Here is a 17070-nt window from a genome sequence, read left to right as displayed (position 1 = left end):
TGTCCTCTATTCTTACACAATTTAACTGTTTGTAACCTAATATATAGATAAGAAATGTAAAAGTTAATCTGATAAAAGCTACAGTATTTGTATAGTTATATTAAGCAATACCAAATAGAATAATATTGCCAGAATAATTGACCGCAAGACCGCACGCAAATTCATATTAGGTATTTCTATCAAATCCAAGAATTAAACCACATCCGCATTCTATAATCATCAGGAGAGAGGGGTAAACCTAGATAAATAGGTATCCAGAAAATGAAAGCAACTACAATTATAAAAGTTATAGTTACACCTAAAAACCGCAATGTGCGATAATAACTCAGTAAACATTGATCTACAAACCAAGCAATGGCTATGAATGTAAAGATTACGGCACACATATAATGATAGATAAAAGTACATCTTGTTACCTTTACCCAAGGGAGCAAATTAGCTCCATAATTTATAATTAGAAATAGACCAATCCAAGTATCAATGCTGAGATTTTTCGGGATAAATACTAGCTTTTTTTCTATTCCTGGCATAGTCATGTTGATCATCACCATACCAATTAAAAATATCATAGCAGCTAAACCAAACCACCATAAAAATGGATTACCCATAGCATGAACATCATAAATTATCTTACCAGTACCATCAGGTAAAGGTGGTCCAAATACAGGTAAGGGATCATGAATACTTTGAGCAGTTTGATAATAATAAGCCATTGGCCGGGTTAATAATGGCCATTTATACCATGCAGCACAATAAGGATGAACGCTAGGACTATTACCACCTAATTGCAGATGAAATTGTAAAATTTGTTTATGGACTTCAATAAATCCATATCTTTGATCAAGTTGGAGATGAGGAATCCAAATCAAACTATAAACGACTGCGGGAATAATTCCTAAATAGGAAAACATCTGCCAAATATTTATTTCTTTCAGGTTTTGTAATGGTGTTTTTCTAGTAAGAATCTGGGAATTATGGGAGGTGCGAAAAAAGTGTAAATAAGGAAATAAGGGGGTACGAGATGTAGAATCAAAAGACTGTAAGTAGTGAATTATCCAAACTGCTATCCATAAACTATAAGCACCTCCAAGAAACCACAAACCATTCCATTTAGTTCCCACGCAAGCACCAAAACTTATCCCCGAAAGCAGCAACCAAAACCAACGTTTTTGTTTTTGCTTCTGCAATGCTAATAATAATAACCATTGTCCTAGTAAACCAAAAATAACTATATATATATTACTTAAAGCATAACGAGATTCTACTAAAAATAATCCGTCACAAGCTGTAAAGAATCCTGCCAATAAGGCCAAACGATAACGATAACTTACTTGATAAGTTAATAAAGTCACGACTACGGGAATAAATGAACCTGTCAGAGCATTTAGCCAGCGATAACTCCCAGGGGATAATAAAGAACCTGTGAGACTATTTACAGCAGGTTCTCGGCTTATGGGAATATGATTACTAATCCAAATACCCAAGCCAATCAAATATTGACTGAGGGGAGGGTGAGCATTAAAAAATGGTGTGTGGGTCAGATAGTTATTACCAAATTTGGCAAAGTACACTTCATCAAATACTAAAGTATTAAATCGGCTTAATCCCCAAAAACGTAGGCTGAATGAAAAGATAAATATGCCGATAATTCCCAATCGAAACCAAGTTTTGTTCATGTTATTTGTGATTTTGGCGGTTTTTGAAATAGCAGTAGTTCAATACCATTATACTTAGAGGATGTTTTTAAATTTGTCAAGTTTGCGGAAGAACCGCTATGATAAATCTCTTTCCTGGAGAAAAAGTGCTATTGTAGTAAACAAGTTTTTCCTTATCATCCCTTGGTATTTGAGTTCAAATGTAGAATAATAGCTGTAGCCCAGCAATAAAATTTAATCTACTATGTCACAATTAGAACGATGGTTAAAAATGGCAGAAGATGAACTAACGGAGTATAGCACTGATGCCCGTAAAATGGAAAAACTCCGCCGTCGGATTAGTTTATCGTTATCATTAGCAGAACAACGGCAACTAAAAGCTGCGTTATTAGGTACAATGCCATCTAGCAAAATTGCAGAAATTGTAGAGGAGCAAAGACAAGTGGTGGCCTTACCATTTTGGGGAATTGCTGGTTTGGGTTTGCTGTTGGGGATTTCTCTGAATCAACCCATGGGCTTACTAGCAGCTATAGGGGGAACTGTAGCAGCTTTTAAAATTCAAAAATGGGGTTGGCAATTACAGGCAAATAGTCTATTATTACGAACATTAGAAGATATTGAAACCCGGATTTCCCAACCAGGTAATTAAGTACAAACAGCAGATTAATTGAGGAGCTAGACATTATGACAAAGTATGACTATATTTTCAAATCAAAAGAGAAAATAGCAGCATCATTGAATCCAGAAGAAGCGGTAGTAGCAATTGCTGTAATTACCACAGCAGTTGATTTAGGCATTGAAGATATAAATGGGGAAATTATAGCTGATATTCTCTGGGAATTTGAGATTTTTGATGAATACTCAGAAGAACAAATGTTAGAAACCGTGGATACACTGATAGAACTAGCCGAAGATGCTGGATTAGGATCTTTATTTAATGCTGCTAATGCTGCTATTTCTGAGGAGGTAGTATTAGATGGTTTTGCGGCTGGGGTGATTATGCTTTTAGATGCTGAAGATTTGATGATTCCTGCTGATAAAAAGACTTATCTTAAACAACTACAAATAGCTTTAGAATTGGAAGATGAAGAAGCAGAAGAAATTATTCAAGAGGTAATTGCCGCAGTTCAAACAGGAGATGAGGAAGAATATGATGAAGAATTTGAATCAATAATATTCAATGAATCTGGTGAACAATTTTATCAGTCACCTTTGGGAAATTTTACAGTTCCTATTCCTCTGGATTTTGAACAGGGAGGAAAAATTCAAACAGAAGAAGGAATGGTGAGTTTTTCGGATGATATGGGAACTTTATTGAGAATTGATTATTATCCTCTGTCTCTAGAACAGATTAAGGAGATCAGAACTCAAGGACATGAAACCTATCTTCATGAAATTATTGTTAATGAATATCTGCCCGAGACGATTATTTCTAATGTACCAGATGCTGAAGTTAAGCATAGAGAATATTGGCAAGATCCTTTAAAAAGATATTACTATGTATTAGTAAATATCCCAAAAGGTTCAACTATTTCTCAACAGGAAACTAACGGTCATGGCATAAGATTAGATGCCTATAGAGGATTATTGTCCTTTGTCAATAGTGAATGTTTGTATGTAGTTAGTAGCCAACGCAGCTTTTTAAATAGTGAAACGCTCGGTTCGGTGAAGGAAGAAGCTGAGAAAATTAAGAAAACTATTTTGGACTTTGTAGAAACTATCGAGTTTGTGGAAATCTAAATTATCAAGATTGGCGATCGCACCGAGCAAAATTGCGAGAAACTAAGAAGGGGTTTATAAAATCACAAAATCAGGAGAAGATCATGGCTTGGACTCAAGTTTTAGCTGCTAATGCACTGGCTACTGGTGCGCGAGAAGTAGTAAAAGTAGGCGATCGCCAAATCCTACTTTTAAATCACGAAAATCAGTTTTATGCTGTAGATAATACCTGCCCGCACTTAAAAATGTCCTTAAAAAACGGGAAAATCGAAAATGGGGCGATAGTTTGCCCTTTTCATCGTAGTGCTTTTGACTTGGGTAACGGTGAAGTCAAAACCTGGTGTCCATTTCCACCCGTAGTGGGTAAATTACTCTCAATGGTTTCCCCAGAAAAAACCCTGCCAGTATTTCCCCTCCGCGTCGAAGAGGGCAACATTTTGATTGATGTGCCATTCGCATAAATAGATAAATAGGTAGGCATAATTAAATATGAAGATGGGTGGGCTTCTAGCCCGCTCTAGCCTAGAATCAGAAAATATGACCCCAAGATCCCGCTAATCAAGCCATAGGACAATCAAAAATAAAGCTAAGAAATATTAACGAAACATAACTCAAGTCTGTTTCTCACCCATTTTTAGGCAATAATGGGAGTGTAAGAAAATAGATTTAATAAATAACTAGTTAACCGCTAGTAAGTAGAGGTGGAGTATGACGACCCAAGATTTTCTTATCCCTCATGCTTATACATACCTGCTGGTTAAAATCGGTGTCTTGATGTTAGCTTTGTTGTTGTGGTTCATATTTACAGCCGCACCCGTTATTTAATTCCATTCACTACTTAGAGATGTTCCCTAAAACGTCTCTATTTTATTAAGTTTTATGGATTTTTATCAAATCTAGCGGTGAAAGTCTTTTTGGAAATTAACGGAATTAGTCAACCAACCCCGGCGCCAAAAAAAGTATAGTAAACTTATCGCAACTAACGCCATTGCTCCCAAACACAGGGGGTAGCCCCAATACCAATTTAATTCAGGCATATTGTGGGGAGATTTTTCGGTATTAAAATTCATCCCATATACCCCTGCAATAAAAGTCAAGGGAATAAAAATCGAAGAAACCACCGTTAGTAGTTTCATAATTTCATTCATTTTATTACTAATTGCTGATAAATAGACATCCATTAATCCAGCTACTAATTCCCGATAAGTTTCCACTATATCCATAACTTGGACTGCATGATCATAACAGTCTCGCAGATAAATTCTCACATCATCACTAATTAATTCACTACCGTCTCTAATTAAAGAATTAATTGCGTCTCTTTGAGGCCAAATTGCGCGGCGAAGCTGTAATAATTCCCGCCTAACTTGATATATTTTTTGCAATGTTTTTTGATTAGGATTAACTATTACTTCTTCCTCTAACTCATCAATGCGTTCACCATAAAGTTCTAAAACCGGGAAAAATCCATCAATAATGGCATCTAATAAAGAATAAGCTAAATAATCGCTACCTTGTCTACGAATGATCCCTTTACCTTTATCAATTCTCATCCTCACTCCATCAAAACAATCATGTTCAGGTTCTTCCTGCACTGTTAATACATAATATTTCCCTAAAACTAAACTTACTTGTTCACTATAAAAACTGCCATTATTGTTATTAGGTACAACCATGTGGGCAATAATCACTAATTGATCTTCATAATCCTCAATTTTTGGACGTTCTATCATGTTCACAATATCTTCTAAAACCAGAGGATGTAAATCAAAAGATTGACCTAAACGGTGTAAAATATCTTTATTCCCTAAACCTTGAACATCCACCCAAGAAACGGATTCTGTATCCAAATAGTTAAGACACTCTTCTGGATAACTTATTTGTTTGCGAATCAGATCAGTTTGGTTATAGTCAATTAAAAAAATAATGGGTTGTTCAGCATTTTCATCAACAATGATTGTTCCTGGTGGAGTTCCTGCTTGGTGAAAAAACTCCTTATCGTGTGACTTATTGATCATCTTGGAAACTCGGCGAATTTTGTTAACCATAAATCTTCATTCCCTAGCTACTGATAATTGTAATTTTAACATAAAACAGGAGTCAACAGTAAAATCCTTACCTTTGGGTCTTGGCGTGAGGCGAATTATTCAAAAAAGATTCCAGTCATGGTAAACTATTAGAGTCAAAATTATTGTAGATTAAATAGCATTGCTTAATAAAAGTATGAACAGCAGTAAAGATCTCATTTTAGTTGTCGGTTCTACCGGTGGAGTCGGACAACTCGTAGTTAGTAAACTTTTAGAAAAAGGCTTACCCATTCGCATTCTCACCAGGAATGCAGAAAAAGCCAACAAAATGTTTAATGATCAAGTAGAAATTGCGATTGGTGATATTCGTGAACCCGACAGCTTAACAGCAGCCATGACAAATATTACTTCTATTATTTGTTGTACAGGAACTACCGCTTTTCCTTCTTCCAGATGGGAATTTAATCAAAATCCCAACATTATTGAATTAGGAATTACTCTATTCAATCCTCTATTTTTAGAAGATAAAGCTAAAAATACCCCTACTAAAGTTGATAATCAAGGTGTAACAAATCTGATATCATCCGCACCAAAAAACTTAAATCGCTTCGTCTTTGTTTCCTCCTGTGGTATTCTTCGCAAACATCAATTTCCTTTTAATATTCTCAATCTTTTTGGTGTACTTGATGCTAAAGAAAAAGGAGAACAAGCAATTATTAATTCAGGAATACCTTATACTATCATTCGTCCTGGACGTTTAATTGATGGACCCTATACATCCTATGATCTCAATACTTTACTCAAAGCTACAACCGCAGGTAAATTAAACGTTGTGTTCAAAACAGGGGATATAATTACAGGTGATTCTAGTCGTATTGACGTAGCCGCAGCTTGTGTAGAAAGTTTATTTCATCAAAGTGCTGTTAACAAAGTTTTTGAAATAGTAAATCAAGGAAATAGACCGGATACAATTGATTGGGAAAAACTATTTTCAGAATTATAAGTGTGCAAATTTTCAATAATTAGGTAAGGATAATGACCTTAAAATAGGCGCAACCTATCAATCTACAAGATTGGCGATCGCCAATCTTCCCTTAACCTCTATTACCGTTGTGTCCTTTGTTCATCAAACCATGAATTAATACTCAGAAGTCGGGTATATGGAAAAATGATCCTTTCTTTTAACAGGAGTTAACCATGACTATTTCCTTAGATAAAACCACCTACAGTCAATTATTAGTAGAATATCAACCCAAAGTTATCACCACCGAAGCAGAATATGATCAAGCATTAGAAACTGTGGAAAAATTAATGGCTGATCAACAGCGTACACCCGAACAAACTGCTATCCTACAATTGTTAGTCACTCTCATTGAAGAATTTGAAACTAAACCTACCCTATTGAAACATCATCTCCCCATGCAATGTTAGAACATTTAATGGATGCTAGGGGAATTAAACAATCTGATTTAGTAGGAGTTATTGGTTCTAAAGGTGTAGTTTCTGAGGTTGTGAATAGGAAAAGAGCAATTAGTAAAGCTCAAGCAAAAACTTTAGGAGAATTTTTTAATGTTTCTCCGGCATTGTTTATTTAATAGTAAAACTTGCTATTAGCTTCTCTATGTAAGCTAAAACATGAGAACCAGGCTCATCAATCAAAACAAATACAGTTGCAACTCTTTTTTTGAGATCCTGAGATGCTTGTTTATATAGATAATTATCTAAACTATCTTTACCACCGCAAAATTCAGTGGGGATATGCCTACGACATTTGATTTCTCTGTCTTATTTCTCTCGGTTAGTCTTCCGATAAAAAGTTAAACTTGAGAGTGTAACAAAACATCAGCAAAAACCTTTGTTGTTACACCCTCAAATCGCCCAAAACTATAAAAATACTAGAAAAATTTTAAAGAATCCAATCTTCCTAAAACAGTCATATCTTCAGCATCTAATTCTACAGGAATCCCACTGCGAATTAGTTCCGAAAAATTCTCATTAGGAACCATAATTGTCAATGCGTAGAGACGATTTTTACCAGTATTTCTAATCAAATGAGTCCCTGTAGGTGGAACTAACAAACTATCTCCAGCCTTGATATTTACCTTTTTACCATCACAAATTACAATTCCTTCTCCTTTGAGAATAAAAAACATTTCTACCGCCCATTCATGACGGTTTGGTGGTGTTTTTCCACCCACGTCAAAAATTTCCACACAACAAGTTAAAGAAGTATTAGCGCTTGTGGAATCAAAGATAATTGCTAATCGGTTAGAGTCATGGGGACTAATACGATATGCTTGATAATCTTGAGGAGATTTAATGACTGGAATTACACAACGAGTAGTGTACATATTCTTAATTATTAATTGCTGTCAAAATTGCCGAAGAATCAGTGACAAAACCGAAACATTGTTGAACATTATATAAAGTTGCTAACCAACAATATTCCGGTGAAGTTGTTGCAGTACAATCTTTAACTAAAATACAATCATATCCTAAAAAATTGGCATCAGACAAAGTTGATAAAACACACTGATCAGCATTTACACCAGCAAAGAAGATTGTAGTTATACCCAAATTTCGTAAAATACTATCTAAAGGAGTATCCCAAAATCCACTCATGCGATATTTATCAACCTGGATATCTTCTGGTAGTTGTTCCAATTCGGCCACTACCGCAGCAGACCAACTTCCCTTCATTAGTACCTTAGCACCATTGCTGGGCAAAGCATCACCTAATCCTACACCGTCCCCTGTGGGGTTGTATACGTGCAGTAACCCGGCGCTGATATTCAATAAATCGTGACGATTTCCCCAATTTAACCAAATTACAGGTACACCAGCAGCCCGAATTTGTGGTAATAATTGTTGCAGGGGTGCAATCGGTTGCTGGGCAGGGGTGACATCTACACCAATGTGTGCTAACCAACCATCAGGATGACAAAAATCGTTCTGCATATCAATGACAATGATAGCAGCTTTGGATAAATCGCAGCGTAGAGTTTTAGTTTCTGTTGCTAAAACAACTGGTTGCGGGGTCTTTTCGGGACGGGTAATATCCGCAAATGTTTGATTTACTTCCCAAGCATTTGGTAGAACTCCTAATTTCCGAAGGGGTAGATTCATAAATGCCAGTTCTTATCGTTGTTTAATTTATAGCTTGAAATTAGGTTAACTCGCATCTTGCACCTAGCGAATAACCCTACAGAAAAAAATCATAAATATAAAAATATCACAAGTTTGAGGAAGTGGTCAGTGAGGTCATAAAATACCTCACTGATTCAATTATGACCTATCCTTTACCAAGTCGCTTTCAGTAAATAGGAACGAGTTCCCGTTTGAGCTTGCCCCTCATTATTAGTATAGGTATAAGTACCAGTTGCAACAATATCCCCAAAATTATTAATGCTAACAGCATTATTCAGGGTGACAGTTGCACCGTTATAGGTTAATGGTGTAGTGATTAAATTATTCAAATCGCTCATCACGCCGCCATTCCAAACATAAGCATGGTTTATACCTGAAGCTAGTTGGGAAGCTCCAATCACTTGTCCAAATTCATTGATTCCGTTAGCTGAACCAGTGTTACCACCAAGGCTACCCAGGTCTGTGAAATTCCCGTCTCTCAGTAAAAATGCGTCACTCGTTGCAGTTGCTCCCGAACCATTACTGGTTGAGCCAATGATATGACCTGCATCATTGATATCCCGTAAAGTGGCTTTTTCTGCGCCAAAAGTGCCCAGGTTTTGCATTGTATAAGTACCACTAGTATTTTTTTGCCAAATCACGGCCGTATTCACAAACTGATCATTGAGAGTGTCATCGCTGTCTACGTAGCCAACTATCTGCCCCTTATTATTAATACCGCGTGCAGTACCACCATCACCTCCTAAAGTTGTCAGTTCTTGGATCAGTCCATTTTCTGAGTAAATAGCTTTATCCTGACCTGAGGACAGGATATTACGCCCCACAACCTGGTTTAAGTTGTTCGCATCGAATAAGTAACTTTCAAGACCACCAAAGTCATTGATAGTTAAGTTGTAATTATTACCATTCTTTTGCCAAACTAATGCTCGATCTGTTGCTTTAGGTATGGGTTGACGCACTTCGTCTGCCGTTCCCAAAATAATTCCAGAATTGCCAATTGTATTAACATTGGTTGTCAGCAAAGTGACAGTTGCGCCATTGGCGGCGCCAAAATCAGACTGTCCGTTTTTTATACCTGTATTAGTCAAGGCAGTTTGAGAGCCATTTTCCCAAATGAATCCTTGGCGGACATTATTTGTTTGAGTAACATTTGTTGTGGCGTTCTGGTTGATAAACGTTGCACCAGTATCATATCGCCCAGCAATTTGCCCAAAGTCGTTAATGGAGGCGGCTACCACTGTACCGTTAGTATTTGTACTTAAAGAACCCAAATCAGTAACATTATACCTATATAGAGGTATTTTATTTAACAAGGCTTGGGAACTCCTAGCTACACCCTTAAGGGTCGCCAGTAGATCAGTACCAGTTTTGACTAAGGTATCTGAACCTTGAGTAACAAATTGTAATGACTTGCCCAGTAAGCTTTCTCCCAAACTCACCTTATCGCTGTTGATATTAAACCCAAACACCGTGACAGAGCCGTTACCACCTTCAAGAATGATTTTATCTTGACCACTGCCTAGGACAATCCGATCATTGCCCGTACCTGCATTAATAATGTTATTACCATTACCTGTATAAATGATATCGTTACCATTGCCTGTATAAATGATATCATTATTATCACCAGCATAAATGGTATCATTACCATTACCAGTAATAACATTGTTAACACCTCCACCAGTAAAAATGGTGTTATTACCATTGCCGGCGTTGATGAAGTCTTGACCCGCTCCAGCATAGATTATATCGTTACCTGCTGCACTATTAATGATATTGTTCCCTTCTCCGGCAACAATTGTTGCTTGAGTATTACTGAAACTAGTAATTAAATCATTACCATTACCGTAAAACATCAACTCATTGGTATTTGGCATTAAGCCATAGTCACTTACAGGGTTTAAGTTCAAATTAAAACTCATAGCGTTAATTAGCTCCTTTTATTTGCTGTTAATGAGAATTACATTCAATAAATTTAAGCAAAATAGCTATAACTCAATTGATTATTTATATCAATTAAGTTTACAACTCTATGCTGCAAAACCTAACACCCTAGCTGAAACGGCAAATATCAGTAGGGTGACAAACCTAATGGAGAAGGCTCGTTAAAAATTAATTTCCTAGAAAGTTCTTCTCCTATTTAAGAAACATTAGCAATAATTGCTGTTGTTCAGCCTAGCACAACTAATAAAAAAATTCCTAATAAATAAATGTAAATTAATGTTAAGTATTTTAATAAATTAAAGTGGCTACAGCTATAAATATACTATACGTATACTATATTTATTCTTTACCATAAATATATGTAGACAATTCATATATAAATATTTATATACAAATCAAAGCAAATACAACGCAAGTGATGTACAAGAAGTTAGAATTAAACACAGATAAACACAGATAAACACAGATAATTTTGTACCTCATTAGACTAGGAAACGCTTCGCATTTTTGGTACGATTTTGTATAATATTACAGAACCAGATTATCAAAACTAGATTACACCTCGTCAAGCTATGTCAAGCTATAGAAATGGCATCTTTAGGAGGTGCAAAAGGTTTAAATATAGAAACTCAATTAGGTTCTCCTACCGTTGGTAAACAATCTGAATCTTGTCCACATTTTGTCCACGAAAATATTAAAATACCGAATATGGAGCGTGTTATTTCGTCCCTGGGAATCTGCATTTTTATCACCATATCCTATGCCCTTTCTGTTAACCGTAATGCTGTGCGTTGGCGGACCGTTGCTTGGGGGTTAGGATTAGAATTTGTTTTAGCTTTAGTAATTCTCAAAACTCCTTGGGGTTTGAATTTATTTAAATCTTTAGGAAATATGGTTGCTAATTTTTTAGCTTTTTCTGATGTTGGGGCAAAATTTGTCTTTGGTGAAAATTTCAAAGATCATTTTTTTGCTTTTCAAATTCTGCCAACAATCATCTTTTTCTCATCATTTATTAGTGTTCTTTACCACTATGGTATTTTGCAAAGAGTTGTCAACAGTTTAGCATGGGTAATGATGAAAACCATGAAAACATCGGGTTCTGAATCTTTGTCTTGTGCAGGAAATATTTTCTTAGGACCTACAGAAGCGGCACTTATGGTCAAGCCTTATGTAGCAAATATGACTCAATCCGAATTACACGCCGTTATGACTGGTGGTTTTGCTACTATTGCTGGTGGGGTATTAGGTGCTTATTTATCTTTTGGCATTCCCCCAGAACATTTAATTGCAGCTTTTTTTATGACTTCTCCTGTTTCTCTGATAGTATCAAAAATTATGTATCCAGAAACAGAAGTGTCGGACACTACTGGAAAAGTTAATATAGATATCAAAAGTAATTATGTTAATGTGATTGACGCAGCGACTTCTGGAGCAATTGACGGCATAAAATTAGCGGTGAATGTGGGAGTAATAATTATTGCTTTTTTAAGTTTATTGGCCGCTGTTAATGCTGGTTTAGGTTGGTTGGGAAAATTATCTGGTTATCCGCAATTATCACTAGAATGGATGTTGTCTTTTATTATGTTTCCTGTAGCCTGGTTAATGGGGATAACTTGGGCTGACTGTGGACAAGTTGGGGTTTTATTAGGTAAAAAGACGATTTTAAATGAATTTATCGCCTATTTGGATTTGGGAGAACTGATTAAAAAACAGGAAATTTCTCAACGTTCAATAATTATTGCTACTTATGCCTTATGTAATTTCGCCAATATTGGCTCAATAGGAATTACCATTGGTGGGATGACAGGAATCGCACCAAACCGTCAAAAAGACTTAGCACGTATGGGTGTAAAAACAATGATTGGCGGATTATTGGCGGGTTTTATCACTGCTGGAATTGCGGGAATGTTGATTTAATCAGAATAAAATTGCTGATAGACTTTAGCAGCATTTCTTAATTTTAAATTGGGTTTATGTGGGTTAATTCATGCTTCAATAAAAACCTGTTTTGTTTATTTAATATTATCGTAATATCAGAAAACCTAATAAAACTTGCTTAAATGCTGTTTCCGTTGCACCCTCAACTAAAATTGCTATTTTCATGGACGACCTCCCATTAAATTCATTGCCCAAACTTGATCTAAACTATATTCTTCTAGCCAATGTTCTAAATTAAAACTATCACCCCATCTCATAGTAGTTAGACCATCTTCAGCATCACAAACTAACACTTCTTCAGGTTTCAAAAATCTAATTAATCTATCGGAATGAGTGGCCACAATTAGCTGAGTTTTTTGTGATGCTTCCCGCATCATATCAGCCAGTAATCTTAATAATTCTGGGTGTAAACTAACTTCTGGTTCATCTATAAGAGTAACAGCAGTTAAACCTGGACTTTGCAATAATGTTATTAACCAAATAAACCGCAAAGTTCCCTCTGATAATTGGTGCATATAAATAGGTTTAGAAAAATTCTTATCTTTCCATGTCATTGTGATAGTTCCTGCTGCTACGGGAGGAAAACCCAATCTTTCAAAATCTGGAAAAGCAGCAGTTAGAGTATCTTCAATAATTTCAAATCGTTCTGGGTCAGTTTCTCGTAAATAATAAAGACAGGAAACTAGATCTTCACCATTAGCACCAGGTAGGCTTGTAGGACGCATTGATTGTGGTAAACGAACTGGACTTTTAGGAGCAACATTCAATGCACCGTAAAATGTACATGATGCTAATCTTTTACGTAGATTCTCAGGTTCTTGATACATTTTGGGAACTTGAGCAAGAGAAGTTTCCAAGGGATTATGATCCCAATTTGGACGTAATAATTTTTGATCTTCTGTACTAAAATACTTCACATCCAATCCAAGTGAATTAATATGCTTGAATGGTTCTAAAACCAAGGGATTATTTTCAGTTAGTGTTTCTAATGCAATTTCATAGGTGAAACCTTTTAGTGCAACTTCCAGTTGGTAATCAAGTGGTGCATACCCTGGTACGCTCATAGACAAAGAAATAGTTATACTATTGGCTCTATCACGGGTAATAATATCAGGTAGTCCACCTAATTCAGAAATTTTGTTTGCTAATTGAGCATTTGCTGATGCTGCTAAAAGTGAAAAAATTTCTAACAAAGAAGTTTTACCCACACCATTAGCACCAATCATGACTGTCAGAGGACGATCACGCATATCAACTTGTACATTAAACAAGCGACGATATCCTTCAATAGTTATCCGTTCAAATGAGTTCATAATCTAAGTCTTGCCAATGGTGATGAATAAATAGTATTTTATCATTTAACTAGTTTTTGCACGCTTTAATTTACGCTAAAAATGCCCATGATTACCAAAACAAAACACCTAATCATCTCCTTTATCTTCTTTGCTGCTATCCTCACCAGTCAAGCCGTATCAGCTACCATCACCCTGCCCCTCCGTAGTAAAAGGGGAATGGTAGTTTCTGCAAATTCTCTGGCCAGTGAAGCTGGACTTTTAATGTTAAAAAAAGGCGGAAATGCCGTAGATGCAGCAGTAGCTACAACCTTCGCTATTTCAGTAGTTGAACCTTTTTCTGCTGGTATTGGTGGCGGTGGTTTCTTACTTTTTCATTCTCAAAAAACCGGGGAAATTAAAGCTTTAGATTTTCGAGAACGCGCACCCATTAAAGCTACTAAAAATATGTATTTAGATGCTGAGGGAAAAGTGCGACCCGGCGCGAGTATTACTGGTTATTTAGCAGTAGCAACACCGGGGACTGTAGCGGGTATGTATGAAGTTCATCGTCGTTATGGTAAGTTACCTTGGCGAGAGGTTATGAAACCTGGAATTGCACTGGCTAAAAATGGTTTTATAATTAGTGATAGGGTTGCTTGGCGTTCTTCAGCAGCTTACGAAAACCGTAAACAAGCAATACTAAAAAACCCCGCAGCTAAAAAAATATTTACTCGTAATGGTGAATATTATCAACCAGGAGAAAAATTAATTCAAACTGATTTAGCTAAAACTTTAGAAGCAATTTCTGAAAATCCTCAAAGTTTCTACAGGGGAAAAATTGCTGAAACAATAGCCTCAGACATGAAGAAGAATGGCGGTTTAATTACTATTGAAGATTTAAAACAATATCAAGCAATCTGGCGCAATCCTGTATGTGGTAACTTTCGTAAAAGTAAAATCTGTTCTATGCCCCCACCATCATCTGGAGGAGTTAACTTATTACAAATGTTAAATATGATCGGTGACACAGACTTAAAGTCTTGGGGATGGCATCACCCCGATGCTATACATTTAATCATAGAAATAATGAAAATTGCCTATAGCGATCGCGCCGAATATTTAGGTGATCCTGATTTTGTTAAAGTTCCAATTTCTCAACTTATTAGCCCAGCTTATGCCCAAAAACGTCGTCAAGAAATTAACATGAAAATGGCAAGACCATCAACAGAAATTAAACCTGGACTGAAAACTTCAAAATTTCATGAATCAACAGAAACCAGTCATTTAAATGTAGTGGACGCAGATAGAAACGCCGTCAGTTTAACCTTCACAATTAACTTAGGTTTTGGTGCGGGAATTGTCACACCCGGAACAGGAATAGTTTTAAATAATGAAATGGATGATTTTGCAGTTGCACCAGGAGTACCAAACGCCTTTGGTTTAGTGGGTAAGGAAGCTAATAGTATAGCACCCAAAAAAACGCCCCTTTCTAGTATGACACCCACCATTATCACCGAAAATAATCGCTTGCGAATGGCTGTCGGAGCGCCAGGTGGTAGTACCATTATTACCCAAGTATTGCAAATAATTTTGAATGTTTTAGAATCCAAAATGGATGTTGGTACAGCGATTTCGGTCCCCCGCATACATCACCAATGGCTACCAGATGAATTGCGAGTGGAAGCATGGGGTTTAGATGCGTTAACCGCTGAAGACTTACGCCGACGGGGACATAAAATCAGGGAAACTCGACCTTGGGGTAATGCAAATGCCATCACAGTTACAGAAGATGATACCCTAGAAGCAGCGGCCGATCCTCGCGGTGATGGTTCTCCAAAGGGTTATTAATTCTCTTTTTGACCATAACCTAATTGCCAATTTTTTACTTCTTTGAGATCATTGATTTTACCTGTGAGAATAAACTTAATTGCAGTGCGTGTTTGTAAATATGCTTTTACTAAATAATGTCCCGGTTTAGCATTAATTCCAGCTATAGTTTGACTACGATTTGCTACAACTCCACAGAAGGTTTGATTGAATGGTAAATTAACTTTAATTAAAGGATCATGTGAATAATTATTTGGTAGCATAAACACAGCATATACATGATGTTGACCTAACCAAGGACGAACCACAACTTTCTTAGGATGAATATAATATTTTGTACTTTCACTAATCATAAATCCGTCATTTTTACAAGGAAAATTTGGTAATTTATGCCAGAAATTACTAAAGCAAATTATGATAACTAAAGTCAAAATAAACAGGAAATAAGGGATTTGACGGCTTCGCACTGCTAGATCCAACAACTATGTTTTTACTCATATTTTGATTTTACCAACTTGTGCTAAAAAATAAAGTGCGATCGCTTACGATACTAAATTATTACGATACTAAATTATATGGTGAAAAAGATTTTAGAGTTGAATTTAAGTATAAAATTTAACATACAAAATGACTAAGAATTTAATTTTCACCAAATTCAAAAAGTATGTTATAGTGTTGAATGTATATGCAAGGGCGCGTGGCTCAGTGGATAGAGCAACAGGTTCCGGTCCTGTGGGTCGGGGGTTCAAGTCCCTCCGCGCTCATTTTATTTGCAAGGCTAACCATAAAAGTCTATGCTTGCTTGAGTTAAGTCTTAATTTATGCTTAATTTGAAAACTCTGTTGAGTTTTAGGTTTGGTTTCACACAACTTTTCATGGTTTATAATGTCTTATTCCACTCAAACCCACAATAACTCAAATATTTGGGCGGTTAATACTGATTTAACTATTCTCCGTCATCAGCTACTAGATTTATTTTGTCAGCTTGCTTATCAAGAGGGTGATTTTGTTCTCTCTTCTGGACAACGTAGTTCTTACTATATTAACGGGAAACAAGTAACACTTCATCCCCAGGGTGCTTTAGCCATGGCAAGATTATTGCTACATATCTTACCTGAAGATACTCAGGCTGTAGCTGGTTTAACTTTAGGGGCTGATCCTATTGTATCAGCAGTGAGTGTAGTCTCTGTTTATGAAAATAGACCAATACCAGCTTTAATTATTCGCAAGGAAGCCAAGGGACACGGTACAATGGCTTACATTGAAGGTCCGAGTTTACCCCAGGGTGCGAAAGTCGTAGTTTTGGAAGATGTGGTAACAACTGGACAATCTGCACTCAAAGCCGTGGAACGATTACAGGCAGCAGGTTATACTGTAAATATGGTAATTTCACTGATAGATAGATTGCAAGGGGGTGGGGAGTTATATGAGTCTGCTGGGTTGCAATTTCAGGCTTTATTTACGATTCAGGATCTTCAGGAACGCTATCGAGAAGTTAAATCTACGATAGAGTAACGTGTATTGGTAACATGGTGTGGT

16 protein-coding genes, 1 tRNA gene and 1 pseudogene are annotated in these 17070 nt (G+C 36.4%); 11 read left to right on the top strand and 7 right to left on the bottom strand.

Features of this window, described 5'->3' with window-relative positions:
- Window positions 1-179: 179 nt before the first annotated feature.
- Window positions 180-1676, bottom strand: coding sequence for a phospholipid carrier-dependent glycosyltransferase (locus H6F62_RS05140; RefSeq protein WP_137906254.1), 1497 nt, complete (start codon window positions 1674-1676; stop codon window positions 180-182).
- Between the two features lie 223 nt (window positions 1677-1899).
- On the opposite strand from H6F62_RS05140, the gene H6F62_RS05135 reads away from it, so the two are divergent.
- The 3 genes from H6F62_RS05135 to H6F62_RS05125 all read left to right on the top strand — a co-directional run bounded on the left by H6F62_RS05135 (window position 1900) and on the right by H6F62_RS05125 (window position 3835).
- Entirely contained in the window at window positions 1900-2304 is a 405-nt protein-coding gene (locus H6F62_RS05135) for a hypothetical protein (RefSeq protein ID WP_137906253.1), read from the top strand.
- A gap of 35 nt (window positions 2305-2339) precedes the next feature.
- Window positions 2340-3395 (top strand): tellurite resistance TerB family protein, encoded by a 1056-nt coding sequence (locus H6F62_RS05130; RefSeq protein ID WP_137906252.1) that lies wholly within the window; start codon window positions 2340-2342, stop codon window positions 3393-3395.
- A gap of 83 nt (window positions 3396-3478) precedes the next feature.
- Window positions 3479-3835, top strand: coding sequence for a Rieske (2Fe-2S) protein (locus tag H6F62_RS05125; RefSeq protein WP_137906251.1), 357 nt, complete (start codon window positions 3479-3481; stop codon window positions 3833-3835).
- Between the two features lie 435 nt (window positions 3836-4270).
- Here H6F62_RS05125 and corA read toward each other — a convergent pair whose 3' ends face one another.
- Window positions 4271-5422 carry a magnesium/cobalt transporter CorA gene (gene corA / locus H6F62_RS05120; protein ID WP_137906250.1) on the bottom strand — a complete coding sequence of 384 codons (1152 nt, stop codon included), beginning with the start codon at window positions 5420-5422 and terminating at the stop codon, window positions 4271-4273.
- Window positions 5423-5597: 175 nt separating this feature from the next.
- On the opposite strand from corA, the gene H6F62_RS05115 reads away from it, so the two are divergent.
- The 3 genes from H6F62_RS05115 (at window position 5598) to H6F62_RS21310 (ending at window position 6996) form a co-directional block, all read left to right on the top strand.
- Window positions 5598-6404 (top strand): SDR family oxidoreductase, encoded by an 807-nt coding sequence (locus H6F62_RS05115; protein ID WP_190371485.1) that lies wholly within the window; start codon window positions 5598-5600, stop codon window positions 6402-6404.
- Between the two features lie 194 nt (window positions 6405-6598).
- Window positions 6599-6832, top strand: coding sequence for a hypothetical protein (locus tag H6F62_RS21315; protein ID WP_306420153.1), 234 nt, complete (start codon window positions 6599-6601; stop codon window positions 6830-6832).
- A complete protein-coding gene (locus H6F62_RS21310) occupies window positions 6826-6996 on the top strand; it encodes a hypothetical protein (RefSeq protein ID WP_306420152.1) in 171 nt (56 codons plus the stop codon). The genes H6F62_RS21315 and H6F62_RS21310 overlap by 7 nt, the downstream gene beginning before the upstream one ends.
- A gap of 300 nt (window positions 6997-7296) precedes the next feature.
- Here the strand turns inward: H6F62_RS21310 and H6F62_RS05105 are convergent, their stop codons facing one another.
- The 3 genes from H6F62_RS05105 to H6F62_RS05095 form a co-directional block, all read right to left on the bottom strand.
- Window positions 7297-7752, bottom strand: a complete 456-nt coding sequence (locus H6F62_RS05105; RefSeq protein ID WP_137906248.1) for a cupin domain-containing protein — start codon at window positions 7750-7752, stop codon at window positions 7297-7299.
- A 4-nt stretch (window positions 7753-7756) separates the two neighbouring features.
- A complete protein-coding gene (locus H6F62_RS05100; protein ID WP_137906247.1) occupies window positions 7757-8527 on the bottom strand; it encodes an isochorismatase family cysteine hydrolase in 771 nt (256 codons plus the stop codon).
- A 173-nt stretch (window positions 8528-8700) separates the two neighbouring features.
- On the bottom strand, window positions 8701-10470 hold the full coding sequence (locus H6F62_RS05095) for a hypothetical protein (protein ID WP_190371484.1): 1770 nt from the start codon (window positions 10468-10470) through the stop codon (window positions 8701-8703).
- A gap of 513 nt (window positions 10471-10983) precedes the next feature.
- Between H6F62_RS05095 and H6F62_RS20355 the strand changes: the two are divergent.
- Window positions 10984-11158: pseudogene (locus H6F62_RS20355) on the top strand (amidohydrolase); the annotation flags it as partial.
- Window positions 11159-11200: 42 nt separating this feature from the next.
- Window positions 11201-12409 carry a NupC/NupG family nucleoside CNT transporter gene (locus tag H6F62_RS05090; RefSeq protein WP_190371520.1) on the top strand — a complete coding sequence of 403 codons (1209 nt, stop codon included), beginning with the start codon at window positions 11201-11203 and terminating at the stop codon, window positions 12407-12409.
- A 182-nt stretch (window positions 12410-12591) separates the two neighbouring features.
- Here the strand turns inward: H6F62_RS05090 and H6F62_RS05085 are convergent, their stop codons facing one another.
- The gene (locus tag H6F62_RS05085) at window positions 12592-13743 is read right to left on the bottom strand and encodes an AAA family ATPase (protein WP_137906244.1); all 1152 of its coding nucleotides are present in this window, start codon (window positions 13741-13743) and stop codon (window positions 12592-12594) included.
- 81 nt (window positions 13744-13824) lie between these two features.
- On the opposite strand from H6F62_RS05085, the gene ggt reads away from it, so the two are divergent.
- Window positions 13825-15552, top strand: a complete 1728-nt coding sequence (gene ggt, locus H6F62_RS05080) for a gamma-glutamyltransferase (RefSeq protein ID WP_190371483.1) — start codon at window positions 13825-13827, stop codon at window positions 15550-15552.
- Here ggt and H6F62_RS05075 read toward each other — a convergent pair.
- Window positions 15549-15884: a hypothetical protein gene (locus tag H6F62_RS05075; protein ID WP_228036413.1), complete on the bottom strand. Its 336-nt coding sequence runs from the start codon at window positions 15882-15884 to the stop codon at window positions 15549-15551. The genes ggt and H6F62_RS05075 overlap by 4 nt on opposite strands.
- A gap of 338 nt (window positions 15885-16222) precedes the next feature.
- Between H6F62_RS05075 and H6F62_RS05070 the strand changes: the two genes are divergently transcribed.
- Window positions 16223-16295, top strand: a tRNA-Arg gene (locus H6F62_RS05070).
- A gap of 121 nt (window positions 16296-16416) precedes the next feature.
- Window positions 16417-17046, top strand: coding sequence for an orotate phosphoribosyltransferase (gene pyrE / locus H6F62_RS05065; RefSeq protein ID WP_137906242.1), 630 nt, complete (start codon window positions 16417-16419; stop codon window positions 17044-17046).
- The last annotated feature ends 24 nt before the right edge of the window (window positions 17047-17070 follow it).

The organism is Anabaena sp. FACHB-1391, assembly GCF_014696755.1.
Taxonomy (GTDB): domain Bacteria; phylum Cyanobacteriota; class Cyanobacteriia; order Cyanobacteriales; family Nostocaceae; genus Dolichospermum; species Dolichospermum planctonicum.
This window is presented reverse-complemented; position numbering and strand designations above follow the sequence as displayed.